We start from the raw sequence: 23,658 nt of genomic DNA on the forward strand, positions 1-23,658 counted from the left end.
CCGGCCGCACATCGCGGCCGGGCACCTCCGGCCCCGTCCAGGGTCCCGCCCTGAGCCTGCGAAGGGTGGGGAGGAGGGGGTCCTCTCTCAGAACGGGTAGGCGGGCAGGTCGCCGCGGAGGGTGACCCACTGCGTCTCGGTGAAGGCCTCGATGTTGGCCTGCGGACCGCCGTGCCGGGAGCCGGTGCCCGACGCCCCGACGCCGCCGAACGGGGCGACCGCCTCGTCGTTCACCGTCTGGTCGTTGATGTGCACCAGGCCCGACGGGATCCGCTCGGCCAGCTGCAGACCGGCGTACACGTCGCGGGTGAGGATGCCCAGCGACAGGCCGTACTCGGTGCCCGCGGCGAGCTCGGCGACCTCGTCCAGCGACGAGAACGCGGTCACCGGGGCGACCGGGCCGAAGATCTCCTCCCGGTAGGCCGCGGCGTCCACCGGGACGTCGCCGAGCACGGTCGGCCGGTAGAACAGCCCCTCGAAGGTGCCGCCGGTGCGGACCGTGGCCCCGCCGTCCACCGACGCGGTGACCAGGCCGTGCACGCGGTCGCGCTGGGTGGCGTCGATCAGCGGGCCCAGCGCCACCTGCTCGCGGAACGGGTCGCCGACCGGCAGCTTCTCGACCTTCTCGGTGAGGACCGCCGTGTACTCCTCGGCGATCGACTCGTGCACCAGGTGCCGGGACGTCGCCATGCAGATCTGCCCGGAGTGGGAGAACGTGCCCCACGCGCCGACGCTCGCCGCCGCCGTGACGTCGACGTCGGGCAGGACGATCAGCGCCGAGTTGCCGCCCAGCTCCAGGTGCGCCCGCTTCAGGTGTTGCCCCGCCAGCGCCCCGACGGCGCGGCCGGCCCTGGTGGACCCGGTGAAGGCGATGACCCGCACCGCGGGCTCGACGACCAGCGCCTCGCCGACGTCGGCACCACCGGGCAGCACCTGGAAGACACCCTCCGGCAGCCCGGCCTCCTCGAAGACCCGCGCGAACACCGCACCGCCGCAGATCGCCGTCCGCGGGTCGGGCTTGAGGACGACCGCGTTGCCCAGCGCCAGCGCCGGCGCGATCGCCCGGATGGCGAGGATGGTGGGCACGTTGAACGGCGCGATCACACCGACCACCCCGGCCGGCACCCGGCGGGCGAAGGACAGCCGCGGGGCGCCGGTGCGCAGCAGCTCGCCGTACGGGTGCGACGGCAGGGCCGCGGCCTCGTAGCACTCGGCGGCGCTGGTGTGCACCTGGAAGTCACCGAAGGGCTGGATGGCGCCGGACTCCCGGGCCAGCCACCCCTTGATCTCCTCGGCGTTGGCCTCGAGGAGCTCGCCGGCGCGGCGCAGCACCCGGGCCCGCTCCTCGAACGGCGCCGCGGCCCACGCCCGCTGGGCCGCCACCGCCCGGACCGCCGCGGTGTGCACGTCCTCCGGGGTGGCCCGGCCCACCGCGCCGATCACGTCCCCGGTCGCCGGCTCCACGGCGTCGTAGGTGCCACCCGAGCCGTCGGTCCAGGACCCGGTCCAGACCTTCCCCTGCCACGCGCCGTCGTCCAGCAGTGCCATGCCGCATCTCCCGTCCCGGCCGCCCTGCGCGGCCCGGCTCCGAGGTTACGCACGGGTAACCGGGCGGCTCCGGGGGCCCTGCGTGGCACTCCGCTGACCGACCGTGCCGGGCGCGCCGTCACTCCCCCAGGGACGGACCCCTCCGTCCCCACGGTTGGGGGCACCGGATCGGGTGAACGCGGAACTAGCTTCGGGCTCCGTCGCGGCCGCCACGGTCGCCCGCCCCGGCCGCCGAGGCCGAGGTCCACCTGAACACCGCCCATCCCCGCGAGCGGAGACCCCCATGCGCAGGACCATCATCGCCGCCGGCTCGTTCGCCCTCCTCCTGGGCAGCGCCACCGCGGCCGCCGCAGCGCCACCGGGCAGCGACCCGGTCGACCACGTGGTGGTCGTCGGCGACCTGGACAACCCCCGCCAGCTCTCCTGGTCGGACCGCACCCTGCTGATCGCGGAGAGCGGTCAGGGCGGGGAGGACTGTGCCCCGACCGCGGCCGAGGCACCGCCCGCCGAGGCGCCGGCCGCCGACACCCCGGCGACCGACCCCACCGCTCCCGACACGACGACCCCCGACACGACGACCCCCGACACGACGACCCCCGACACGACGGCCACCGACGACACCGCGGCGCCCGGCGACGACGGCACGGCCGACCAGGGCTCCGGCGACACCCCGGTCGCTCCGGACACGACGGACGCCACCACGGACGGCACGACCACGCCCGACACCACCGTGACCGTGGACGACACCGTGACCGCCGACGACACCGCCGCGGCCGCCGTCGAGGTCTGCGAGGGCCCGACCGGCGGCATCGCCGGGGTGGAGCGGCCAGGCCGGGTCGAGGAGGGCCAGGCCGAGGCGGTCGTCGAGGGCCTCTACTCGGTGGAGAGCCCCGAGGGGTCGGTCGGTCCGGCCGGCGTGGCCGCGACCGACCGGGACGACGTCCTGCTGATCGCCGAGGGCGAGCTCACCCCCGACGCGCTGGCCGCGGATACCGACGACCCGGCGGCGGCCACGCAGGAGCACCTGCTGGTCAGTTCCGACGGCGAGGTCCGGCCGTGGGTGGACCTGGGCCAGGCCGAGGCCGACCAGGACCCCGACGGCAACGGCATCGCCGACAGCAACCCGAACGCGGTCCTCTTCGTCGACCCCGAGGGCAGCGACGACGACAGCGACAGCGACGACCGCGGCCGCGGCGACGACAGCGACGGGGACGAGTACGCGCTGGTCGCCGACGCGGGCGCCAACGCCGTGTGGAAGGTGACCGCCGACTTCGACGCCCTGCGCGACGACGAGCTGCCCGACTACGAGGTGAGCGTCTTCGCCGCCTTCCCCTCCGAGGAGGGCGAGCCGCAGTTCGTGCCCAGCGCGATCACCCAGGACCCGGACGGCAACGTCTACGTCGGCGGCGTCGGCGGCGGTCTGGCCCCGGGCGGCGCCGAGGTCGTGCGCCTCGACGCCGACGGCGAGGAGACCGGCCGCTGGGGCGGGTTCACCGCCATCAACGGCATCGCCGTCTCCCCCAACGGCGAGCACGTGTTCGTCTCCCAGGTCTTCGGCAGCGAGGGCCCGGCCGGCGGCGGCACCGGATCGGTGGTCCGGTTCGAGACCGAGGACTCCGGCGAGGCGACCTACGTCGAGGCCGACGTCCCGTTCCCGGCCGGCCTGGCACTCGGCGGCAACGGCGCGGTCTACGTCGCGGCCTACAGCCTCTCCCCCGGCGACGCCGACGACCCGGCGACCGAGGACGCCGAGGGCGGCCAGCTGTGGCGGTTCTTCTTCCCCGAGGACGCCGAGGAGCAGCCGCTGCCGGTGGTGGACACCGAGGCCACCGCACCGGCCGACGACGGCACCACCGTCCCCGCGGACGACGCCACCACGGTCCCGGCCGACGACGGCACCGCGCTCCCCGACGACGACGGCACCCTCGACCAGGGCAGCGGCGACGTCCCCGTCACCGTCCCCGACGACACGGTGGCCACCACCGACGACGGGACGCTCGACCAGGGCTCGGGCGACGTCGCACCCTGACGTCGTCCGCCGGACCGGCCGTGCGGTGCCGCGGTGTGCCCCCGCCGCGGCACCGCACGGTCACGTCCCGGGTCGGTCGCCGCGCAGCTCCGCGAGGATCGGCCCGGCGACCTTGAACGCGTGGTTGGCCGCGGGCACGCCGGCGTAGACCGCGGAGTGCTGGATGACCTCGGCGATCTCCTCGTCGGTCAGCCCGTTGTTCTTGGCCGCGCGCACGTGCAGGGCGAACTCGTCCCAGTGCCGCAGGGCGATGGTGATCGACAGGGTCATCAGGCTGCGGTCCCGCCGGGCCAGGCCGGGCCGCTGCCAGATGTCGCCCCAGGCCACGCGGGTGATGAAGTCCTGGAAGTCGGCGGTGAACGGCGTCGTGTTCGCCACCGCGCGGTCGACCCACTCGTCGCCGAGGACCTGCCGGCGGGTCGCCATCCCCGCCTCGCGGCGGCCGTCGTCGGTGCTGGGCAGGTCGCTCATCGGGCGTCTCCGTCGAAGTGGGCGAGCAGCGCGCCGGTGACCTCCAGCGGCGACTCCAGGTTGGCCAGGTGGGCGCCGGGGCGGACCGACACCAGTTCGGCGCCCGCGATCCCGTCCGCGATCGCCTGCTGGTGGTCCGGCGGCAGCGCGGGGTCGTCGGCGCCGGACACCACCAGCGTCGGGGCGGTGATGCGGCCCAGGTCGTCGCGCAGGTCGAGGTGCGCGACGACCTCGGCGCAGGAGGCGTAACCCTCGTCGTCCGCCCCGGCCACCATCGCCTCGAGCCGGGCGACCAGGTCGGGGTTCCGGGCGGCGAACGGCGGCGTCAGCCAGCGGCTGACCACGGCCGACGCCAGCGGGGCGGTGCCGCCGGACCGGGCGGCGGCCGCCCGGTCGAGGAACCCCTGCGGCTCGGTCTTCGCCGAGGTGCACAGCGCGGCGATCCGCCCCACCCGGTCGGGCTCGCGCGCGGCCAGCCGCATCGCGGTCATGCCGCCCAGCGACAGCCCGGCCACGTGCGCCCGCGGCACCCCGAGCCGGTCGAGCAGCGCGACGACGTCGTCCACCAGGTCGTCGAGGGTGTAGGGCCCCTGCGGCGCCGGCGAGCTGCCGTGCCCGCGGGTGTCGTAGGTGACCACGCGGAACCGCTCGGCCAGCGCCGGCACCTGCGGGTCCCACATGGCGCGGGTGGCGCCCAGGGAGTTGGAGAGGACGACGACCGGCGCGTCGCGCGGGCCCTCCTCGGTGTACGAGACCTCGACGGCTGTCACTGTTCCCCTTCGGTCAACGCGATGTCTCCTGCCTGTCCCCCGCAAGCGGGAGGTGCCCCCATCCGCGCCCCGGTCCGCTCCTCGCTCGTTCCTCGCTGCGATGCTCCCGGGGCTGTCGTCAGGAGTGCGTGCTCGGCCAGGGCGGCGTCCACCTGGGCTCCGGCCTCCCCGACGTCCGGCGCCGCGGCGGCCAGGACGGCCTGCGGGTCGACGTCGGTGCGGGCGGCGACCACCTCGGCGAGCGGGCGGCCGGCGTCGCGGGCCTCCCGGACGGCGGCGGCCGCGGCGTCGTGGGCCGGCCCCTTGCCCATGCTGTCGGTCAGGGCCTCGGCGAGCGCCCCGGCCAGCGGCCCCTCGTTGGCCGCGGCGACGGTCGCCGCCATGCGCGCGACGTCGGGACGCAGGCCGCGCAGGCTCTCGGCGAGCCAGGCCGCGGCCGACCCGACCGTGGTGAGCAGCTCGGTCAGCGACGGCCACTCGCTGTGCCATGCGCCGGCGGCCCGCTCGTGCTCCTGCTCCATGGCCGCGAACAGCGTGGCGACCAGGCCCGGCGCGCGGCGGGCGCAGGCCCGCGCGGAGATCGCCGCCACCGGGTTGCGCTTGTGCGGCATGGCCGACGAGCCGCCGCGCCCCTCCCCCACCTCGGCCACCTCGGCGACCTCGGACTGGGCGAGCAGGACGACGTCGACGGCGACCGTGGCCACCGCGCCGGCGGCCGCACCGAGGGCCCCGGCGAGGTCGGCGATCGGCAGCCGCACGGTGTGCCAGGGGACGGCGGTGGTGGCCAGCCCCAGTTCCTCGGCGAGCGCGGCGCGCACCGCCACCCCGGCCCCGTCGCTCGCCGCCAGCGTGCCCACCGCGCCGCCGTACTGCACCGGCAGCGAGGCGACCACCTCGGCCAGCCGCAGCCGGGCACCGTCGAGCCCGGCCAGCCAGCCGGCCGCCTTCAGGCCGAACGTGGTGGGCAGGCCCTGCTGCATGAGGGTGCGGGCCATGACCACGTCGTCCCGGTGCGTGCGCGCCAGCCCCGCGGCGGTCTCCGCGGCCGCCGCCAGGTCGGCGTCGATCGCGGCGATCGCGTCGCGGGCGAGCAGCACCAGGGCGGTGTCGAGCACGTCCTGGCTGGTGCCGCCCACGTGGACGGCGACCGCGTCCCGCTCCCCCACGGCGTCCTGCACCGCCCGCACCAGCGGCGGCACCGGGTTGCCGGCGTCGGCCGCCTTGGCCACGACGGTGGCCAGGTCCAGCCGGGAGGGGTCGGCGCAGGCGGCGGTGACCGCGTCGGCGGCCGTCGTCGGGACCAGGCCGGCGCGGGCCGCGGCGCGGGCCAGAGCCGCCTCGACGTCGAGCATCGCCCGGAACCAGGCGTCGTCGGAGACGGCGGCCGCCGCCGCGCCGCGGGCGAACGTGCCGGCGAACAGAGCTGTCACGGCTGTGTTCATACCGTGCGGCTCCACACCCCGGCCGCTCACACCGCGAAGAAGACCGTCTCCGCGTCGCCCTGCAGGTGCACGTCGAAGGAGTACCCGTCCTCGGTCCGCCGGGCGATCAGGGTCCCCCGCCGGTCCTCGGGCACCGACTTCAGCACGACGTCCTCGGCGTTGGCCTCGGCCTCGTCCTCGAAGTAGATGCGCGTGACCACCCGGTCGAGCAGGCCGCGGGCGAAGACGTTGACGTCGATGTGCGGCGCCTGCAGGCCGCCCTCACCGTCGGGCAGCCGGCCCGGCTTGAGCGTGTGGAGCGCGAACTCGCCGGGCGGGTGGACCGTCTGCACGCGCGCGTAGCCGCGGAAGCCCGGGTAGGACGACGCGCCGCGGGGGTCCTCGGGCGACGGGAGCCCGCCGCGCGGGTCGGCCTGCCAGGTCTCGATCATGGCGTCGGGGACGAGGTCACCGGCGCCGTCGAAGACCCGCCCGCGGATCCAGATCCCGCCCTCGGTGCCCTCGGCGGCAGCCCACGCGCCGTCCGGCCAGGTGAGCCCGATCGCCAGGTAGGGACCGACGGTCGCGCTCGGGGTGGTGCCCAGCCGCAGCGGACCGGTGAGGAAGCCGGTGCCGCGCTGCCCCGAGCGCGGCTGGAACGGCGTCGTCGGGTCCGGCGGGACGTCCAGGGGGTTCACGATCTGGGTCACGCCGCACCTCCTGCGCGATTCCGCGCCTCGATCCGCTCCTCGCTCGTTCCTCGCTGCGATGCTCCCTCGGCTGTCATCACGCGACATCTCCGTCGTCGTCGGTCTCGAACGGGGTCTGCTCCGTGCCGCGCAGCACGATGTTCCACTCGAAGGCCAGCGCCCAGTTGTCCTGTGTCCGCTCGAGGTCGTACCGGCTGATCGCCCGGTGGCGCGCCGCGGCAGGGATGGCGTTGTAGATCGGGTCCTGCTCGAAGAGCGGGTCCCCGGGGAAGTACATCTGGGTGACCAGTCGCTGGGTGAAGGCCCGGCCGAACAGCGAGAAGTGGATGTGCGCCGGACGCCAGGCGTTGTGGTGGTTGCCCCACGGGTAGGCGCCGGGCTTGATCGTCAGGAACTCGTACCGGCCCAGGCTGTCGGTGACCACCCGGCCGAGCCCGTCGAAGTGCGGGTCGAGCGGCGCGGGCCAGTTGTCGACGACGTGCCGGTAACGGCCGGCCGCGTTGGCCTGCCACACCTCGACCAGCGCGTCCGGCACCGGGCGGCCGTCGCTGTCGAGCACCCGCCCGTAGACGAGGATCCGCTGGCCCACCGCCTCGCCGCCGTTGCGGTAGGTCAGGTCGGCGTCCTGCGCCAGGACGCGGTCCTCGCCCAGCACCGGGCCGGTGACCTCGGTCAGCCGGTGCGGCAGGTCGATCGGCGTCCGCAGGGGGGCGCGGAGCGCGGTGCTCCGGTAGTCGGGGAAGCCCACGGGGGTGCGCACCGTGGCGTCCTCGCGCAGGTAGCGCGGCAGGTGCAGCCGGCTCTCGGATGTGGTCCCGGTCATGCAGGGACGGTACGGCCGGCGGGCTAGGCTGCCCAAGCCGGGACTTCCGGCCAGTAGAAAGCAGGGGACGTGGCCGGTGGAGGTTCCAGGCCCGGGCGCTCGGTCACCTCGCGGGCGCTGGCGGTGCTCGACGCGTTCAGCAGCAGCACGCCGCGGCTGTCGCTGTCGGAGATCGCCGAGCGGTCCGGGACGCCGCTGTCGACGGCGCACCGGCTGCTGGGTGAGCTGACCGACTGGGGTGCGCTGGTGCGGCGGGCCGACGGCCGTTACGAGATCGGCCGCAAGCTGTGGGACCTCGGCCTGCTGGCGCCGGTGCAACTGGAGCTGCGGCAGGTGGCCGCCCCCTTCCTCCTCGACGTGCACACCGCCACCCGCGACACCGTCCACCTCGCCGTCCGGGAGGGGCGCAGCGCGCTCTACGTCGAGCGCATCTCCGGCCGGGAGTCGGTGCCGGTGGTCAGCCAGGTCGGCAGCCGGCTGCCGCTGCACGCCACCGGGGTCGGCAAGGTGCTGCTGGCCGCGGCGCCGGACGACGTGGTCGAGGGCGTCCTGCGCTCGCTGAACCGGGAGACCCGGCACACCGTCGTCGACCCCGCCCGCCTGCGCCGCGAGCTCGCCGAGGTCCGCCGCCGCGGGTACTCGCGCACCGCGGAGGAGATGTCGCTGGGCACCCTCTCCGTCGCCGTCCCGGTGCACGCCGAGCGGGCCGGGACGCCGGTGGCCGTGGCCGCGCTCGGCGTCGTGGCACCCAGCCACCGGCGGGACCTCACCCGGCTGGTCCCCGTGCTGGAGGTGGCCGCGCGGGGCATCGGCCGCGAGCTGTCGCGGGCGGCCCACTTCCGCTGAGCGGGAGCGCGCGGTTCCCGGATCGGCGTATCGCCGGTCACACTCGCTGCCGTGCGTACTCAGGTGGGGATCATCGGCGCCGGCCCGGCCGGCCTGCTCCTGTCGCGGCTGCTGCACCTGCAGGGCATCGACTCCGTGGTGCTGGAGAACCGCTCGCGGGAGTACGTGGAGGCCCGCATCCGCGCGGGCATCCTCGAGCAGCACACGGTCGACACGCTGAGCGCGGCCGGGGTCGGCGACCGGCTGCAGCGCGAGGGCCTGGAGCACCGCGGCATCTACCTGCAGTACCCGGGCACCCGGCACAAGCTGGACTTCCCGGAGCTGTGCGGGCGCACGGTGTGGGTGTACGGGCAGACCGAGGTCACCAAGGACCTCATCAAGGCCCAGCTCGACGGCGGCCCGCCGCTGCTGTTCGAGGTCTCCGACGTCCGGCCCGAGGACGTCGACACCGACAGCCCCCGGATCCGGTTCACCGACGCCGACGGCACCGAGCAGGTGCTCGAGTGCGACGTCATCGCCGGCACCGACGGCTTCCACGGCGTCTCCCGCCCGGTCGTGCAGGCCGCCGGCGGGCAGGTGTGGGAGCGCACCTACCCCTACGCGTGGCTGGGCATCCTGGCCGACGCCGCCCCGGCGACCGACGAGCTCATCTACGCCTGGCACCCCGAGGGCTTCGCGCTGTACTCGATGCGCTCGCCGAAGGTGTCGCGGCTGTACCTGCAGGTCGACCCGAGCGAGAAGATCGAGGACTGGTCCGACGACCGGATCTGGGAGAACCTCGCGACCCGGTTCGCGCACGAGGGCTGGGAGATCAACACCGGGACGATCACCGAGAAGTCGGTCCTGCCGATGCGCTCGTTCGTCAGCGCCCCGATGCGCCGCGGCCGGCTGTTCCTCGCCGGCGATGCCGCGCACATCGTGCCGCCGACCGGCGCCAAGGGCCTCAACCTCGCCGTCGCCGACGTGACCCTGCTGGCCTCGGCGCTGGTGCGGCTGCTGCAGGAGAAGCAGAGCGACCTGGTCGACAGCTACTCCGACCGGGCGCTGGCCCGCGTCTGGCGGTGCACGCACTTCTCCTGGTTCATGACCTCGATGCTGCACCGCTCGGGGGACGACTTCGACGCCGAGCTGCAGCTGTCGCAGCTGCGCCGGATCGCCGCGTCCGAGCCCGCCGCCCGCGAGCTCGCGGAGAACTACACCGGCCTGCCGCTCGATCTCTGACCGCCCTGCCCCTCCGCGTCGGTCCCGTGGGGACCGGCGTCAGCGGCCGGCGTCGAGCAGGGTGAGGACGGCGTCCGCGGTGCCCGGCGCGAGCGGCAGGTGCGGCAGGACGGCGGGCAGCTCCTCGGGCTCGAGCCCCTCGGCGACCAGCGCGGCGAGCACCCGGTCGGCCTCCCCCGGCGGCACCGGGCCGGCCAGCCCCGCCTCCGCCAGCGCCGCCCGCGCGAGGAAGACCGCACCCGAGGCGGCCGGGTCCTCCGCGCGCGCCGGTGGCTGGGCCGGCGCGGCCTCCCGGGTCAGCGCCTCGGCGGCGCGGACCAGCGACAGCGGCAGCCCCTCGGCCTCCACCTCCAGCAGCGGGACGTCGGCCAGCGCCGCCAGCACGGCGTGCTCGGCCTCGGTCCGCAGCGGCGCCTCCCAACCCCCGGCGCGGACGACGGCGACCAGGTCGCGGCCGTCCTCGCCGAGGTCGTCGAGCAGCTCGGCCCAGTCCGCCCGGCGGGTGGCCCGCGCCCGCTCGGCGGCCAGCACGCAGGTGGCCAGCACGAACGGCTCGACGACCTCGCTGTCGAAGCGGTCGGCGTAGACCACGCCCTCGGCGTCGACCGCGTTCAGCGCGTCGCGGAAGCTGCCCGGGCGGGCGTCGCCGAGCTCCAGCCGGCCGGCCTCCTCCCCGCTGAGCGCCTGCCCGCGGGCGACCCGGTCGCCGTTGGTGCCGCCGGTCTCGACCAGCCGGCCCCGACGCCGCTCGTGGTGCGGCCGGTCGGAGATCCCGACGCTCCACGCGCAGGTCTCGGCGATCAGCGCGGGCACCCGCTCGCGCAACACCTCCCGGGTCAGCTGGCCCATCCAGTCCACGTCGAACACGCCCCCGAGCGTCCCCCCGCGGGCGCCGCCGTGCACGTGCCGGGCGCACCGGGCAGGGGCGTCAGCCGAACAGGCCGTCCAGGAAGGACTGCTTGCGCTTGGACCCGTGCCCGGACGAGGAGTGCTTCTTCCCCTGCACCTGGTTGAGCACCTCGCCGACGACCGCCCCCAGCCCGCCGGCGCCGGCTCCGTAGCCGCCGGAGCCCGATGGCGTCCCGGTCGGCGCGGCGTGCCCGGCGGTGGGACCGTGCCCGGACGACGCCCGGCCGTGCCAGGCGTTCTCCGCGTCGACGAGCCGCTCGAGCTCACCCCGGTCGAGGAAGATGCCGCGGCAGTCCGAGCACTGGTCGACGTGCACGCCGTTGCGCTCGTAGGTGCGCATCGCGCCGTGGCACTTCGGGCAGGTCAGTTCCATGGCCCGGCAACGGGCGGTGGACCACCCGCGTTCCCCGCCGCGACCCGGGCCGACACGGCGCCGAGCCGGCCGCGCCCCGGGAGCTACCGGCCGGTAGCTCGTGTGGGATGGTCGGGGTCCCAACGTGCGAGACGGCGACGGCGTGAAGGCGGCCGACGTCAGGAGAGAGGCCCGATGCGGTTGCAGCTGTCCCCGGAGCTGGAGGCGTTCCGGGAGGAGATGCGGACGTTCTTCACCACCGAGATCCCCCAGGAGATCCGCGACACCGTCGCCGCCCGCCGGCACCTCGGCAAGGACGACTACGTCCGGACCCAGCGGATCCTCAACAGCGCCGGGCTGGCGGTGCCGCACTGGCCGGTCGAGTGGGGCGGCAAGGACTGGACCCCGCTGCAGCGGCACATCTGGCGCGAGGAGATGCAGCTGGCCTGCGTGCCCGAACCGCTGGCCTTCAACGCGAGCATGATCGGCCCGGTCATCGCCGCCTTCGGCAACCAGGAGCAGAAGGAGCGGTTCCTGCCGGCGACGGCGAACCTCGACATCTGGTGGTGCCAGGGCTTCTCCGAGCCCGACGCCGGCTCCGACCTGGCCAGCCTGCGCACCAGCGCCGTCCGCGACGGCGACGACTGGGTCGTCAACGGCCAGAAGACGTGGACGACGCTGGGCCAGCACGCCGACTGGATCTTCTGCCTGGTCCGCACCGACCCGACCGCCGAGAAGAAGCAGCGCGGCATCTCGATGCTGGTCTTCCCGATGGACTCCCCCGGCGTCACGCTGCGGCCGATCGAGCTGGTCGACGGCAGCTTCGAGGTCAACGAGGTCTTCTTCGAGGACGTCCGCGTCCCGGCGGAGAACCTCATCGGCGAGGAGAACCGCGGCTGGGACTACGCCAAGTTCCTCCTCGGCAACGAGCGCGTGGGCATCGCCCGCGTCGGCGCCACCAAGCGGCTGCTGGCCCAGGCCAAGGAGTACGCGCGGGAGGTGACCGTCGACGGCCGCCGGCTGGCCGAGGACCCGCGGATGGCCGGCCGGATCGCCGAGCTGGAGAACGACCTGCTCGCGCTGGAGCTCACCGCGCTGCGCGTGGTCGCGCACTCCTCCGACGGCCGGCCGCACCCGGCGTCGTCGGTGCTCAAGCTCCGCGGCTCGGAGCTGCAGCAGGCCGCCACCGAGCTGGTCGTCGACATCGCCGGGCCGCTGTCGGTGGCCTCCTTCGCCGACGGCGGCTCCGACGTCCCCGACTGGGCCCGCGTGGCGACCCCGGAGTACCTGAACAACCGCAAGGTCTCCATCTACGGGGGCTCCAACGAGGTGCAGCGCACCATCATCGCCGGCACGATCCTGGGGCTGTGAGGTAACCGTGGACTTCACCTTCGACAGCGAGCAGAACGACCTGCGCGAGGCCGTGCGCGGCCTGCTGGACCGCGCCTACGGCGACAGCGAGGCCCGTCGCGAGGTCGTGGCCGGCGAGCCCGGCTACGACGAGAAGACCTGGTCGCGGATGGCGGAGATGGGCCTGCTCGGGCTGCCCTTCGCCGAGGAGCACGGCGGCATGGGCGCCGGGCCGATCGAGGTGGCGATCGTCGCCGAGGAGATCGGCCGGGTCCTCGCACCGGAGCCGTTCGTCGAGACGGTGGTGCTGGCCGGTGGGCTGGTCGCCGCCGTCGGCACCGACGTGCAGCGCAGCGAGGTGCTCGCCGGCATCGCCGAGGGCACGACCGTGGCCGCCGCGGCCCTGGCCGAGCCGGGCACCCGGTGGAGCCCCCGGGCGGTGGCGGTCACGGCCACCGAGGACGGCGGCGGCTGGCGGCTGACCGGCGTCAAGGAGCCGGTCCCGCACGGCGCGCGGGCCGACGTCCTGGTGGTCAGCGCTCTGCTGACCGGGGACGGGGCCCCCGGCGGCACGGCGCTGTTCCTCGTCCGCGGCGACGCCGAGGGCCTGACCCGCACCGGGTACCGCACCCACGACGGCGGCCGGGCGGCGCACCTGGCGTTCGACGGCACCCCGGCCGAGCTGCTCGGGGAGGGCACCGGCGACCGGACGGCGGACGTGGAGCGGGTGCTCGCGCTGGCCCGGATCGCCTACGCCCACGAGGCGGTCGGCGCGATGGACACCGCCCTGCGGACCACCGCCGAGTACCTCAAGACCCGCAAGCAGTTCGGCGTCACGCTGAACAAGTTCCAGGCGCTCACCTTCCGGGCCGCGGACATGTACGTCTCCCTGGAGCTCGCCCGCAGCACCGCGCTGTGGGCGGCGATGGTGGCCGACGCCGGCGGGGACGTCGTCACCGCCGCCGACCGCGTGCGGCTGCAGACCAGCCGCGCCGGCCGGCACATCGGCAAGGAGGCCGTCCAGCTGCACGGCGGCATCGGCGTGACCGCGGAGTACAAGGTCGGCCACTACACCAGCCGGCTGACCGCGATCGACCACCTGCTCGGCGACGGCGACTGGGCCCTCACCCGGCTCGCCTCCGGCGTCACGGAGTACGAGACGGTCGACCCGCTCGGCGCGCCCTACACCGGCTGAGCAGGGCCGTGCGGCCGGCGTCCCACCCGGGGCGCCGGCCGCCGTCGTCCAGCCCCCTGGGGGCGGACATGGCCATCTCTGCCCCAGAGGGCTCAGCCCAGCATCGCCAGGCGCAGCTCCTCGGCCTCGGCGGCGACCTTGTCGACGACCGCGGGGACGGCGTCCTCCCGCAGCAGGCCGCCGGTGACCTGCTCCACCGGCACCGGCCGGTAGCCCTCGGTGGTCACCCGCGAGGCGATCTCCAGCGCGGCGCGCAGCAGGGCGCCCTCCTCGGCGGCCAGGTCGTCGACGGCGGTGAGCGGGGCGACCATGCTCGGCGGGAAGCCCCACTGGTCCAGCGCCACCGCGGTCAGCCGGAAGGCGTGGATGCCGTACCGGTGCACCTCCGCGGCGCGGCGGCCGGCGGTGGTGGGCTCGGCGGCGAACAGCTCCGCGTAGCCCTCGGGGTCGTTGTGGTGCAGCAGGGCGATCCCCAGCGGCGCGAGCAGGCCCAGGCAGAGGGCGTCCTGCGGCCGCTCGCCGAACCGGGGGGCCAGCGTGGAGGCGGCCAGGGCGACGCTGGTGCTGCGCAGCCAGAAGTCGTCGGGCAGCCGCGACTCGTCGTCGAGGTCGGTCAGGGCGACGGTGGCCATGGTCCGCACGGTCGTGAAGCCGACGACGGTGACGGCGAACTGCAGCGAGGTCACCCGCCCGCGCATCCCGAAGTAGGCGGAGTTGGCCAGCTTCATCACCCGGCCGGCCAGGGCGACGTCGGCGGCGAGGATCTCCGCCAGCGCCTTCGCGCTCGTGTCGTCGGAGTTGGCCACCGAGACGACCTGCGCGGCGACCGGCTTCTGCGCGGCCATGGTGTCGATGCTGCCGAGCACCGCCTCCAGGTCGAAGGTCGGTGCGGCGGCCAGGGTGGCGGGCACGTCGGCTCCCGGGAGGTCGAGGCGGGCGGGGGTCATCGGGCGTGCGCGGCGAACCACGCGGCGGTCCGGTGGCCGGTCATCGGCGCGGCGAGGCTGAAGCCCTGCAGGAAGCCGGCCCCGAGGCGGGCGAGCTCCGCGGCCTGTTCCTCGGTCTCCACGCCCTCGGCGACGGTGGTGAGGTCCAGGTTCTTGGCCAGCGCGATGACCGCCGAGGCGATCTCGGTGTGGCCGTGCGCGAGCTCGGCGACGAACGACCGGTCCACCTTGAGGCAGTCCACCGGCAGGTGCCGGAGGTAGGCCAGCGACGAGTAGCCGGTGCCGAAGTCGTCGATGGCCAGCTGGACGCCGAGGTCGCGCAGCTGGGCGAGCACGTCGCGGGCCGAGGCGGGGTCCTTCATGAGCGCCGACTCGGTGATCTCGACCGACAGCCGGGACGGCGGCAGCCCGTGCCGCTCGAGGGCGGCGACCACGTGGCCGTGCAGGTTGCCGTCCAGCTGCAGCGCCGAGACGTTGACGTTGGCCCGCTGCGGCGCGCAGGCGCCCAGCAGCCGGTCCCAGTCGGCCAGCTGCCGGCAGGTCTCGTCGAGGACCAGCAGGCCCAGCCCGCCGATCAGGCCGCTCTCCTCGGCCAGGGCCACGAACGTCGCCGGGCTGATCGGGCCCCGCGTCGGGTGGTCCCAGCGGGCCAGCGACTCCACCGCGACCGGGGTGCCGTCGACGGCGTCGAAGATCGGCTGGTAGAGCAGGGTGATCTCGCGGCGCTCGATCGCCTCGCGCAGGTCGGCGACCAGCCGCAGCTTGTCGCGGGCCTCGGCGCGGGCCTGCTGGTCCAGCACGGTGATCCGGCCCTTGCCGCCGGCCTTGGCCTGGTACATGGCGATGTCGCAGTCGCGGATCAGCTCCTCCGCGGCGACGTGCTCGGCGGTCTGCACGGTGACGCCCACGCTGGCGTGCGGGCGGACGTCGACCCCGCCCAGCCGCACCGGCTCGGCCAGCACGGCACCGATCCGCTCGGCCAGCGCGACCGCCTCGTCCTCCCCCACGTCCTCGCAGACGACGACGAACTCGTCGCCGCCGAAGCGCGCCACCAGGTCGCCGGGGCGCACCGTCGAGCGCAGCCGGGCGGCGATCTCCACCAGCAGCTCGTCCCCGGCGGCGTGCCCGAGGGAGTCGTTGACCACCTTGAAGTTGTCCAGGTCGAGGAACAGGCACGCCAGCCCGCTGCCGCCGGGGGTGAACCGGGCGGTCACGTGGTCGGCCAGCAGCGTCCGGTTGGGCAGCCCGGTCAGCGGGTCGTGGTTGGCCTGGTGGGCCAGCCGCGCCTCGAAGGCCAGCCGGTCGGTGATGTCCTCGATCGTGCCGACGAATCCCGCGCCCACGCCGGGGGTGAACAGGTGGGCGAAGCGGATGACCGTCGTCCGCTCGGTGCCGTCCTCGCGCACCAGCCGCGCCTGCGCCTCGCCGTCCCCGCCGCCGAGGACGGCGACCACCTGCTCGATCACCGCGTCGAGGTCCTCCGGGTGCACGGTGGCCATCCAGCCGGTGCCCAGGAGCTGCTCGGCCTGCAGCCCGACCAGGCTGCAGAAGGCGTCGTTGACGTGCGCGAGGCGCATGCCCTGCTCCGAGAGCAGGGTCGGGATGGGTGAGCGCTCGGTGAGCGTGGCGAAGCGCTGCTCGTGGGCGTCGGCGGTGGCGCGCAGCGCACGCTCCTGCTCGTTGGACGCCGGCACCAGGCGCAGGGTCCACATCCGGCCGGACGGCGAGGGGGTGCAGACGACGACCGCGTCGACCAGCGCCCCGCTGGCGGTGCGGACCGGCAGGTTCATGCGGGCGGCCCGCTCCCGGCGCAGCAGGAGCTTGATCTCCCCGCCGCGGAGGGTGGGGACCAGCGCGCCGACCGGCAGCGACCGCAGGTCGGCCAGGCCGTAGCCGAGCAGCTGCGTGGCGCCCTCGTTGCACCAGGTCACCCGCGGGGTGCCCCCGACCAGCTCGGCCACGAGCAGGGCGAGGCTGTCGCTCACGGCGGCGCCGTAGAAGATCGACGAGACGATCTCCGGCGACACCACCGGCTCGGCAGGCACGGTCGTCGCTGACACGCTCACCCCTTCGTACCGGCACCGGCCCGGCTGCCGTTCGTCGTGCCGGCGGTCCCGGCTCACCGATGAGTACGGCAGCCCGGGGCCGCGGCTCCAGCCGGCGGCGGAGGGTGCTCACCCTCCCGGGTGGGGTCCGCCGACCGCGGGAGCTCCCCGGGCCGTCCCCGGCTGCGGACCGTCACCGGCCGGCCCCGCGGCGGATCCGCTGCGACCCGGGGGTCCGGGGCGGCATGATCGGCCCGGCTGCACCACGCCGTCCCCGGAGGCCCGCCGACCGCGGCGGCCCGGCCTGACCTCGCACCGGACGCCCCGCCGGGGCCGACCCGCCAGGAGGAGTCGCTCGTGCTGATCGGAGTGCCGAGGGAGAGCCGTCCCGGGGAGACGCGGGTGGCCGCGACGCCGGTGACCGTGCGCCAGCTGACCGGGCTCGGCTACGAGGTCGTGGTGGAGGCCGGCGCCGGGCGCGCGGCGAGCTTCCTCGACGAGGCCTACGTCGAGGCGGGTGCGCGGCTGGTGGGGACGGCGGCCGAGGCGTGGGGCGCCGACGTCGTCCTCCACGTCGCCAAGCCGACGACCGTGGAGCTCGGCCTGCTGCGGGACGGCGCGGTGCTGGTCAGCCAGCTGACCCCCGCGCTCGACCCCGACCTGGTCGCCATGCTCGCCGCCCGGCCGGTCACCGCGCTGGCGGTGGACGCCGTCCCCCGCATCTCCCGCGCCCAGTCGCTGGACGTGCTCAGCTCGATGGCCAACATCGCCGGCTACCGCGCGGTGGTCGAGGCGGCGCACGCGTTCGGCCGGTTCTTCACCGGGCAGGTGACCGCCGCGGGCAAGGTCCCGCCGGCCAAGGTGCTGGTGGCCGGTGCGGGCGTGGCCGGCCTGGCGGCGATCGGCACGGCGAGCAGCCTGGGCGCGATCGTGCGGGCCACCGACGTCCGGCCGGAGGTCGCCGAGCAGATCGCGTCGATGGGCGGCGAGTACGTCGGCGTGCCGGCCGACGAGGAGCAGGGCGGCGGCACCGGGTACGCGGGGGTGACCTCCGCCGACTACGACCGCCGGGCCGCGGCGATGTACGCCGAGCAGGTCAGCGACGTCGACATCGTCATCACCACCGCCCTCATCCCCGGCCGGCCGGCGCCGCGGCTGATCACCGAGGAGATGGTCGCGAGCATGCGGCCGGGCAGCGTGGTCGTGGACATGGCCGCCGCGCAGGGCGGCAACGTCGCGGGCTCGGTGCCCGACGAGGTCGTCGTCACCCCGAACGGGGTCACGATCATCGGCTACACCGACCTGCCCGGCCGGCTGCCCGGGCAGTCCTCCCAGCTGTACGGCACCAACCTGGTCAACCTGGTCAAGCTGCTGACCCCGGGCAAGGACGGGCAGCTGGTCCTCGACCTCGACGACGTCGTCCAGCGGGCGATGACGGTGGTGCGGGACGGCGAGGTGCTCTGGCCGCCCCCGCCGGTGCAGGTGTCGGCGGCACCCCCGCCGGCCCCGGCACCGCCCCCGGCCGCCCCGGCGCCGGTCGAGCGGGGCCGCGCCGCCCGCGTGCGGACGCCGGTGCTGGTCGCCGCGTCGGCGGTGGCGCTCTTCCTCGTCACGGCGTTCTCGCCGAACCAGCTGATCGGCAACCTCACGGTCTTCGCGCTGGCGGTGGTGGTCGGGTTCTACGTCATCGGGAACGTGCACCACGCGCTGCACACGCCGCTGATGAGCGTCACCAACGCCATCTCCGGGATCATCCTGGTCGGCGCCCTGCTGCAGATCGGCCACACGAGCACGCTGGTCGGCGTGCTGGCGTTCGTGGCGGTCCTGGTGGCCAGCATCAACGTCTTCGGCGGCTTCGCGGTGACCCGCCGCATGCTCGGCATGTTCACGCGGGGCCGGGCGTGACCGCGCTGTCGGCCGCTGCCGCGGCCTACATCGTCGCCGGCCTGCTGTTCGTGCTCAGCCTGGCCGGGCTGTCCCGGCACGAGACCGCCCAGCGGGGCAACGCCTACGGCATCGCCGGCATGGCGATCGCCCTGGTCGCCACGATCGGGCTGGCCGCGCGCAGCGTGGGGGCCGCCGCGATCGGTGCGATCGCCGTCGCGATGGTCATCGGCGCGGTCATCGGCCTGTGGCGGGCCCGCCGGGTGGCGATGACCGGCATGCCGGAACTGATCGCGATGCTGCACAGCTTCGTCGGCCTGGCCGCGGTGCTGGTCGGCTGGAACGGCTACCTGTCGGTCGAGCGGGCCGGCGCCGAGCAGACCGAGGTGCCCGCCGACCTGCTCGGCATCCACTCCGCCGAGGTGGTCATCGGCGTCTTCATCGGCGCGGTCACCCTCACCGGCTCGATCGTCGCCTTCCTCAAGCTCTCGGCCCGGATCAAGAGCAACCCGCTCATGCTGCCGGGCCGCAACTGGCTCAACCTCGGCGCGCTGGTCGCCTTCGCCGGGCTGACCGTCGCCTTCGTCGTCGCGCCGAGCCTCGGCGTCCTCGCCGTGGTCACCGTCCTGGCCCTGGCGCTGGGCTGGCACCTGGTCGCCTCCATCGGCGGGGGCGACATGCCGGTCGTCGTCTCGATGCTCAACAGCTACTCGGGCTGGGCGGCCGCGGCGTCGGGCTTCCTGCTCGACAACGACCTGCTGATCATCACCGGCGCCCTCGTCGGCTCGTCGGGCGCCTACCTCTCCTACATCATGTGCCGGGCGATGAACCGGTCGTTCCTGTCGGTCATCGCCGGCGGCTTCGGCAACGAGGGCAGCACCGCCGCCGGCGTCGAGGGTGAGCACACCGAGATCACCGCCGAGGACGCCGCCGAACTGCTGCGCACCGCCGACTCGGTGGTCATCACCCCCGGCTACGGCATGGCGGTCGCGCACGCGCAGGGGCCGGTCGCCGAGCTCACCCGGAAGCTGACCGACAAGGGCGTGCGGGTCCGCTTCGGCATCCACCCGGTCGCCGGCCGGCTGCCCGGCCACATGAACGTGCTGCTGGCCGAGGCCAAGGTGCCGTACGACATCGTCCTGGAGATGGACGAGATCAACGACGACTTCGCCGAGACCTCCGTCGTCCTGGTCATCGGGGCCAACGACACGGTCAACCCGGCCGCGCTGGAGGACCCGGGCAGCCCGATCGCCGGCATGCCGGTCCTGGCCGTCTGGGAGGCCGAGCACGTCGTCGTGTTCAAGCGGTCGATGAACACCGGCTACGCCGGCGTGCAGAACCCGCTGTTCTTCCGGGAGAACACCCGGATGCTGTTCGGGGACGCCCGGGAGCGGGTCGAGGACATCCTCCGCGCACTCTGAACCGGGACTGTCGCCCCGGGCCGGTGACGGCCTAACGTGGCCCCGTGCGCGCCTCAGGACCGATGACCGAGCCGGTCGTCACCGGGCCTGCCGACCACGTCTGCTGGGTCCACGACGACGCCGGCTCCCTGGCCGGGGCCGCCGCGCGGTTCCTGGCCGACGGGCTCGCCCGGGGCGAGCGGCTGCTCTACGTCGGAGAGCACGACGGCATCGCCCTGCTGCGCCACGACCCCGGCCCGCTCGGCCCGCTGGACGACCTCCTGGCCGACGGCCGGCTGACCCTGCTGGCCCTGACCGACGCCTACACCCCCGACGGCGGGTTCGTCCCCGAGCAGCAGCTGGCCTTCTACGAGACGGCCACCCGGCGGGCGGTGGAGGCGGGCTGCTCCGGCCTGCGGGTCGTCGCCGAGCTCACCGCCCTGGCCGCCGACCCCCGGACCCGGGACGAGCTGGCCCGGTGGGAGCACCTGGCCGACGACTTCATGGCCACGGGCGTCGGCATGTCCGCACTGTGCGCCTACCGCCGCGACGCGCTGGACGCCGACGCGCTCGCCGCGGTCGCCACCGTGCACCCGCAGCTGCGCGTCCCGGACGGGGTGCCGCCCGACGACGTCGCGCCCTTCTCCGTCTTCGTCGACGACGGCAGGGTGCTGCTGACCGGCTGCGTGGACGCCTTCGGCGCCGACCGCCTGCGCCGGGTGCTGGCCACCTCCCCCGCCGACGCCGCCGCGTCCGTCACGCTCGACCTCGCCGGGCTGCAGTTCGCCGACGCGGCCGGCTGCCGGGCGATCGCCACGTGGGCCCAGGACCGTCTCCACCGCGGGCGGGGCGTCACGCTGGCCGGCGCCTCGCCGCTGTTCGCCCGGGTGTGGCGGCTGCTCGGGTACGACGCGGTGGTCGCGGTCGTCCCGCAGCGAGGGAGCGCGTGAACGCACCTGCGGGATTCGTGCACGAGACCGTCACCTACACCGGCGACGAGGGTTTCCTCGACGGCGTCCTCGGGTTCGTGCGCGAGGGGCTCGAGCGCGACGAGACCGTCGTGGTCGTCGAGCCGCGCCCCCGGCTGGAGCTGCTGCGCGACGCCCTGGGCTCCGATGCGGCCGCGGTGCAGCTGCTCGACATGACCGAGGTCGGCGCCAACCCGGGCCGGATCATCGGCGTCTGGGCCGGCGCCCTCGACCGCGCGAACCGTGAGGGCCGCGTGCTGCGCGGGGTCGGCGAGCCGGCACACCCGGCCCGCCGGTCCGCCGAGCTCGCCGAGTGCGAGCTGCACGAGGTGCTGCTCGACGAGGCCTTCGGCGCCGGGCCGGCCTGGCGGCTGCTGTGCCCCTACGACGCCGGGGGTCTCCCGCCGGCGGTGTGCGCCCGGGCGCAGAGCACGCACCCGTACCGGTCCGGGCCGGACGGCCCCGAGCCCACCGGCCGCCCCCGGCTCACCGCGGCCGAGCTCATGGCCGCGCCGCTGCCGCCGCCGGCCGACGTCGTGCTGCGCGGCGAGTTCCGGGCGGCGGACCTGCCGGCCGTCCGGCGCACCGTCGCCACGTGGGCCCGCTCCTGCGCGCTGCCCGACGAGCGGGTGGAGGCGCTGGCCCTGGCCGCCTCGGAGCTGGCCACCAACAGCGTCCGGCACGGCGGGGGCAGCGGGACCCTGGCGATGTGGAGCGAGCCCGACGCCGCCCACGTGGAGTTCTCCGACGCCGGCCGGCTGACCGACCCGCTGGTCGGCCGGCGGCTGCCCGACGCCGCGCGGATCGGCGGCCGCGGCGTCTACCTCGTGCACCAGCTCTGCGACCTGGTGCAGGTCCGCAGCACGCCGGGAGGGACGACGGTCCGCGTCACCACCTGGCGCTGACGTTGCGGCGGGCCGCCTCGTCCCCGACCGTTGCGGCGTGGACCCCTTCCGTGGCCTGGGCATGCCCCGCATCCCCGGACTGTCCGAGCTCATCGCCCAGTTGCAGGCCCAGACCGAGGCGCTGGCGCAGCTCCCGCGGACGATGACCGACCTCAACACCGCCGTCCGGGACCTCATCGCGGCGACCGCCGTCGCCACCGAGACGATCTCCTCGGCACAGCGCACCGCCGAGCGGCTGGAGACCCTCGTCGAGGAGCTGGAGGAGCCGGTCCGGTCGCTGCGGCCGGGGCTGGAGCGGGTCGGCAAGGTGCTCGACGACCCGGCCATCGACACCGTCCCCGAGACGCTCCGGCGCATCTCGGAGGACCTGCTGCCGCTGGTGCACACCCTGCGCCAGGCCACCACCCGGCTCGGCACGGTCAGCGGTCTGCTCCGCCGCAGGGGACGCCCCGGAGAGGCCGACGAGGCCCCGCCGCAGCCCTGAGGACTCAGCGTTCGCGTTCCAGGAGGAAGGGGAACGGCTCGGGCAGGCCGCGCAGGTCCATCAACCCCAGCAGCAGGTCGGGGCTGACCTGCCGGAACACGTCGACGATCGGCAGCCGGTCGTAGAGGAGCGCGCCGGTGGCCACGCCGCGGTGGGTGACGACCCGCAGCCGGGCGGCGGGCCGGTCGGTGCGCAGCAGCCGCCGGACGGCGGTGAACCCGGCCCGCGCGGCGCGGCTGCGGGCCAGGCCCGGGCACCGCAGCAGCAGCCCCAGCGGCGCCAGTGCCGGCTCGACCGGCCGCGGGACGCCGTCGGGACCGGCGAACAGCAGCGGGTGGACGGTCTCGGCGTCGATGAACTCCTTGCCGTACCAGCCGTGCGCGGCCAGCAGCCCGTCGAGCCGGGACCCGGTGGGCAGCTCCGCACCCCGCCAGCGGCCGAGCAGGCCATCCGGGTCCACCGGCGGCAGCCGGTCGAAGAAGGCGAGGACGTCGGCCGGCGCCGCCCCGCCGCGGTGGCGGGCCAGCCAGCGGGCGGCGTCCTCGCTCATGCCCAGTGCGCCGGGTGCTCCAGGCCGGCGGGGAGCGTCGTCGCGGCGTCCCCGCGGGCCGCGGCCACCTGCGGGCGGGTGAGGAACAGCGCGCCGGTGAGGTCGGCGCCCCGCAGGTCCGCGCCCCGCAGGTCGGCGCCGAGCAGGTCGGTGTCCCGCAGGTCGGCGCCGCGGAGGTCCGCGCCGATCAGGTAGGCGCCCCGCAGGCTCGCGCCGCGCAGGTCGGCCCTCCGCAGGTCGGCGCCCACGAGGTCGGCGTTGCGGCGGTCCCGCGCCCGGCGGCGGGTGCCCGCCCGCGCCAGCTCGCTGACCGACGTCAGCAGCGCCCCGGCCTCCTGGCGCAGGGCGGCGGGATCGACGGCGGCCAGCTCGTCGGGGTCGCCCGCGGTCAGCCGCTCGGTCCGGTCGCGGGCGGCGGACAGCTCGCGGCGCAGCGGTGCCGCGGCCGCCAGCGCGAGGGCCTCGGTGAGGTACCAGAGCAGCTCGTGCAGCTGGCGCTGCACCCCGAACGCGGCGAACACCTGGGCGGCGAGCTCGGGGTGCCCGCGCCAGTCGCGGCCGCCGAAGGTCACCTGCACGGTCTGCTGGCCGGCTCCGAAGCAGTCGAACACCGTGCACCCGGGGAACCCGCGCTCGCGCAGGTGGGCGTGGATCCCGCAGCGGGAGTCGGCCTGCAGGTTCGGGCACGCCCGGCCGGCGGGCTTGTCGATCGCGAAGTCCGCCGAGGCGGCGAACGCGGGCGCCACGCAGCACAGGCCGGCGCAGCGGGCACAGTCGGCGCGCAGCCGTGCCCGGCTGTCGACGAGGTCGGGCACGGGAGTCCTCCGCGG

The 23,658-nt window shown here is 75.4% G+C and carries 22 protein-coding genes; 10 read left to right on the forward strand and 12 right to left on the reverse strand.

From position 1 onward, the window contains the following. Positions 1-87 precede the first annotated feature (87 nt). On the reverse strand, positions 88-1,548 hold the full coding sequence (locus ACI789_RS20865; RefSeq protein WP_457011316.1) for a benzaldehyde dehydrogenase: 1,461 nt from the start codon (positions 1,546-1,548) through the stop codon (positions 88-90). A gap of 283 nt (positions 1,549-1,831) precedes the next feature. Between ACI789_RS20865 and ACI789_RS20870 the strand changes: the two genes are divergently transcribed. Further along, on the forward strand, positions 1,832-3,577 hold the full coding sequence (locus ACI789_RS20870) for a ScyD/ScyE family protein (RefSeq protein ID WP_457011317.1): 1,746 nt from the start codon (positions 1,832-1,834) through the stop codon (positions 3,575-3,577). Positions 3,578-3,637: 60 nt separating this feature from the next. On the opposite strand, the gene pcaC is transcribed toward ACI789_RS20870, so the two are convergent. The 5 genes from pcaC to pcaH form a co-directional block, all read right to left on the reverse strand. Beyond that, positions 3,638-4,048, reverse strand: coding sequence for a 4-carboxymuconolactone decarboxylase (gene pcaC, locus ACI789_RS20875; protein ID WP_457011318.1), 411 nt, complete (start codon positions 4,046-4,048; stop codon positions 3,638-3,640). Continuing rightward, positions 4,045-4,818: a 3-oxoadipate enol-lactonase gene (gene pcaD, locus ACI789_RS20880; protein WP_457011319.1), complete on the reverse strand. Its 774-nt coding sequence runs from the start codon at positions 4,816-4,818 to the stop codon at positions 4,045-4,047. Before pcaD ends, pcaC begins: the two co-directional genes overlap by 4 nt. After that, positions 4,815-6,248, reverse strand: a complete 1,434-nt coding sequence (gene pcaB, locus ACI789_RS20885) for a 3-carboxy-cis,cis-muconate cycloisomerase (protein WP_457011320.1) — start codon at positions 6,246-6,248, stop codon at positions 4,815-4,817. The genes pcaD and pcaB overlap by 4 nt, the downstream gene beginning before the upstream one ends. 38 nt (positions 6,249-6,286) lie before the next feature. Beyond that, positions 6,287-6,949, reverse strand: a complete 663-nt coding sequence (gene pcaG, locus ACI789_RS20890) for a protocatechuate 3,4-dioxygenase subunit alpha (protein ID WP_457011321.1) — start codon at positions 6,947-6,949, stop codon at positions 6,287-6,289. Positions 6,950-7,025: 76 nt separating this feature from the next. Continuing rightward, positions 7,026-7,772 carry a protocatechuate 3,4-dioxygenase subunit beta gene (gene pcaH / locus ACI789_RS20895; protein WP_457011323.1) on the reverse strand — a complete coding sequence of 249 codons (747 nt, stop codon included), beginning with the start codon at positions 7,770-7,772 and terminating at the stop codon, positions 7,026-7,028. Positions 7,773-7,841: 69 nt separating this feature from the next. Between pcaH and ACI789_RS20900 the strand changes: the two genes are divergently transcribed. Both ACI789_RS20900 and ACI789_RS20905 read left to right on the forward strand, forming a co-directional pair. Further along, positions 7,842-8,618, forward strand: coding sequence for an IclR family transcriptional regulator (locus tag ACI789_RS20900; protein WP_457011324.1), 777 nt, complete (start codon positions 7,842-7,844; stop codon positions 8,616-8,618). Between the two features lie 51 nt (positions 8,619-8,669). Beyond that, complete coding sequence (locus tag ACI789_RS20905; protein WP_457011326.1) at positions 8,670-9,839, forward strand: 4-hydroxybenzoate 3-monooxygenase; 1,170 nt, start codon at positions 8,670-8,672, stop codon at positions 9,837-9,839. A gap of 39 nt (positions 9,840-9,878) precedes the next feature. Here the strand turns inward: ACI789_RS20905 and ACI789_RS20910 are convergent, their stop codons facing one another. Together ACI789_RS20910 and ACI789_RS20915 are read right to left on the reverse strand one after the other, a co-directional pair. Beyond that, positions 9,879-10,706 (reverse strand): hypothetical protein, encoded by an 828-nt coding sequence (locus tag ACI789_RS20910; protein ID WP_457011327.1) that lies wholly within the window; start codon positions 10,704-10,706, stop codon positions 9,879-9,881. Positions 10,707-10,767: 61 nt separating this feature from the next. Next, positions 10,768-11,121, reverse strand: coding sequence for a TFIIB-type zinc ribbon-containing protein (locus tag ACI789_RS20915; protein ID WP_457011328.1), 354 nt, complete (start codon positions 11,119-11,121; stop codon positions 10,768-10,770). 174 nt (positions 11,122-11,295) lie between these two features. Here ACI789_RS20915 and ACI789_RS20920 point away from each other — a divergent pair, with 174 nt between their 5' ends. After that, positions 11,296-12,471, forward strand: coding sequence for an acyl-CoA dehydrogenase family protein (locus ACI789_RS20920; RefSeq protein WP_457011329.1), 1,176 nt, complete (start codon positions 11,296-11,298; stop codon positions 12,469-12,471). A 7-nt stretch (positions 12,472-12,478) separates the two neighbouring features. Next, the gene (locus tag ACI789_RS20925) at positions 12,479-13,645 is read left to right on the forward strand and encodes an acyl-CoA dehydrogenase family protein (RefSeq protein WP_457011330.1); all 1,167 of its coding nucleotides are present in this window, start codon (positions 12,479-12,481) and stop codon (positions 13,643-13,645) included. 92 nt (positions 13,646-13,737) lie between these two features. On the opposite strand, the gene ACI789_RS20930 is transcribed toward ACI789_RS20925, so the two are convergent. Next, positions 13,738-14,556: an HDOD domain-containing protein gene (locus ACI789_RS20930; RefSeq protein ID WP_457011331.1), complete on the reverse strand. Its 819-nt coding sequence runs from the start codon at positions 14,554-14,556 to the stop codon at positions 13,738-13,740. Between the two features lie 32 nt (positions 14,557-14,588). Next, positions 14,589-16,652 (reverse strand): putative bifunctional diguanylate cyclase/phosphodiesterase, encoded by a 2,064-nt coding sequence (locus tag ACI789_RS20935; protein ID WP_456917420.1) that lies wholly within the window; start codon positions 16,650-16,652, stop codon positions 14,589-14,591. 342 nt (positions 16,653-16,994) lie between these two features. Here ACI789_RS20935 and ACI789_RS20940 point away from each other — a divergent pair, with 342 nt between their 5' ends. From ACI789_RS20940 to ACI789_RS20960, 5 genes are read left to right on the forward strand one after another with little or no spacing between them, the layout of a single operon-like run. Beyond that, positions 16,995-18,542 (forward strand): Re/Si-specific NAD(P)(+) transhydrogenase subunit alpha, encoded by a 1,548-nt coding sequence (locus tag ACI789_RS20940; RefSeq protein WP_457011332.1) that lies wholly within the window; start codon positions 16,995-16,997, stop codon positions 18,540-18,542. Continuing rightward, the gene (gene pntB, locus ACI789_RS20945; RefSeq protein WP_457011333.1) at positions 18,539-19,942 is read left to right on the forward strand and encodes a Re/Si-specific NAD(P)(+) transhydrogenase subunit beta; all 1,404 of its coding nucleotides are present in this window, start codon (positions 18,539-18,541) and stop codon (positions 19,940-19,942) included. Before ACI789_RS20940 ends, pntB begins: the two co-directional genes overlap by 4 nt. Positions 19,943-19,986: 44 nt before the next feature. Further along, positions 19,987-20,871 carry an MEDS domain-containing protein gene (locus ACI789_RS20950; protein WP_457011334.1) on the forward strand — a complete coding sequence of 295 codons (885 nt, stop codon included), beginning with the start codon at positions 19,987-19,989 and terminating at the stop codon, positions 20,869-20,871. After that, positions 20,868-21,794 carry an anti-sigma factor RsbA family regulatory protein gene (locus tag ACI789_RS20955; protein WP_457011336.1) on the forward strand — a complete coding sequence of 309 codons (927 nt, stop codon included), beginning with the start codon at positions 20,868-20,870 and terminating at the stop codon, positions 21,792-21,794. Before ACI789_RS20950 ends, ACI789_RS20955 begins: the two co-directional genes overlap by 4 nt. A gap of 37 nt (positions 21,795-21,831) precedes the next feature. Beyond that, the gene (locus ACI789_RS20960) at positions 21,832-22,278 is read left to right on the forward strand and encodes a hypothetical protein (protein ID WP_456917415.1); all 447 of its coding nucleotides are present in this window, start codon (positions 21,832-21,834) and stop codon (positions 22,276-22,278) included. A 4-nt stretch (positions 22,279-22,282) separates the two neighbouring features. Here the strand turns inward: ACI789_RS20960 and ACI789_RS20965 are convergent, their stop codons facing one another. Further along, positions 22,283-22,828, reverse strand: coding sequence for a GXWXG domain-containing protein (locus ACI789_RS20965; protein ID WP_457011337.1), 546 nt, complete (start codon positions 22,826-22,828; stop codon positions 22,283-22,285). Continuing rightward, positions 22,825-23,643 (reverse strand): pentapeptide repeat-containing protein, encoded by an 819-nt coding sequence (locus tag ACI789_RS20970; RefSeq protein ID WP_457011338.1) that lies wholly within the window; start codon positions 23,641-23,643, stop codon positions 22,825-22,827. The genes ACI789_RS20965 and ACI789_RS20970 overlap by 4 nt, the downstream gene beginning before the upstream one ends. Between the last annotated feature and the right edge of the window lie 15 nt (positions 23,644-23,658).

The organism is Geodermatophilus sp. SYSU D00965 (genome assembly GCF_054050075.1).

Coding starts and splice junctions, on each gene's coding strand:
- ACI789_RS20915 (WP_457011328.1), bottom strand. CDS start 11,121: ATGGAACTGACCTGCCCGAAGTGCCACGGCGCGATGCGCACCTACGAG.
- pcaH (WP_457011323.1), bottom strand. CDS start 7,772: ATGACCGGGACCACATCCGAGAGCCGGCTGCACCTGCCGCGCTACCTG.
- ACI789_RS20920 (WP_457011329.1), top strand. CDS start 11,296: ATGCGGTTGCAGCTGTCCCCGGAGCTGGAGGCGTTCCGGGAGGAGATG.
- ACI789_RS20865 (WP_457011316.1), bottom strand. CDS start 1,548: ATGGCACTGCTGGACGACGGCGCGTGGCAGGGGAAGGTCTGGACCGGG.
- ACI789_RS20965 (WP_457011337.1), bottom strand. CDS start 22,828: ATGAGCGAGGACGCCGCCCGCTGGCTGGCCCGCCACCGCGGCGGGGCG.
- pcaC (WP_457011318.1), bottom strand. CDS start 4,048: ATGAGCGACCTGCCCAGCACCGACGACGGCCGCCGCGAGGCGGGGATG.
- ACI789_RS20870 (WP_457011317.1), top strand. CDS start 1,832: ATGCGCAGGACCATCATCGCCGCCGGCTCGTTCGCCCTCCTCCTGGGC.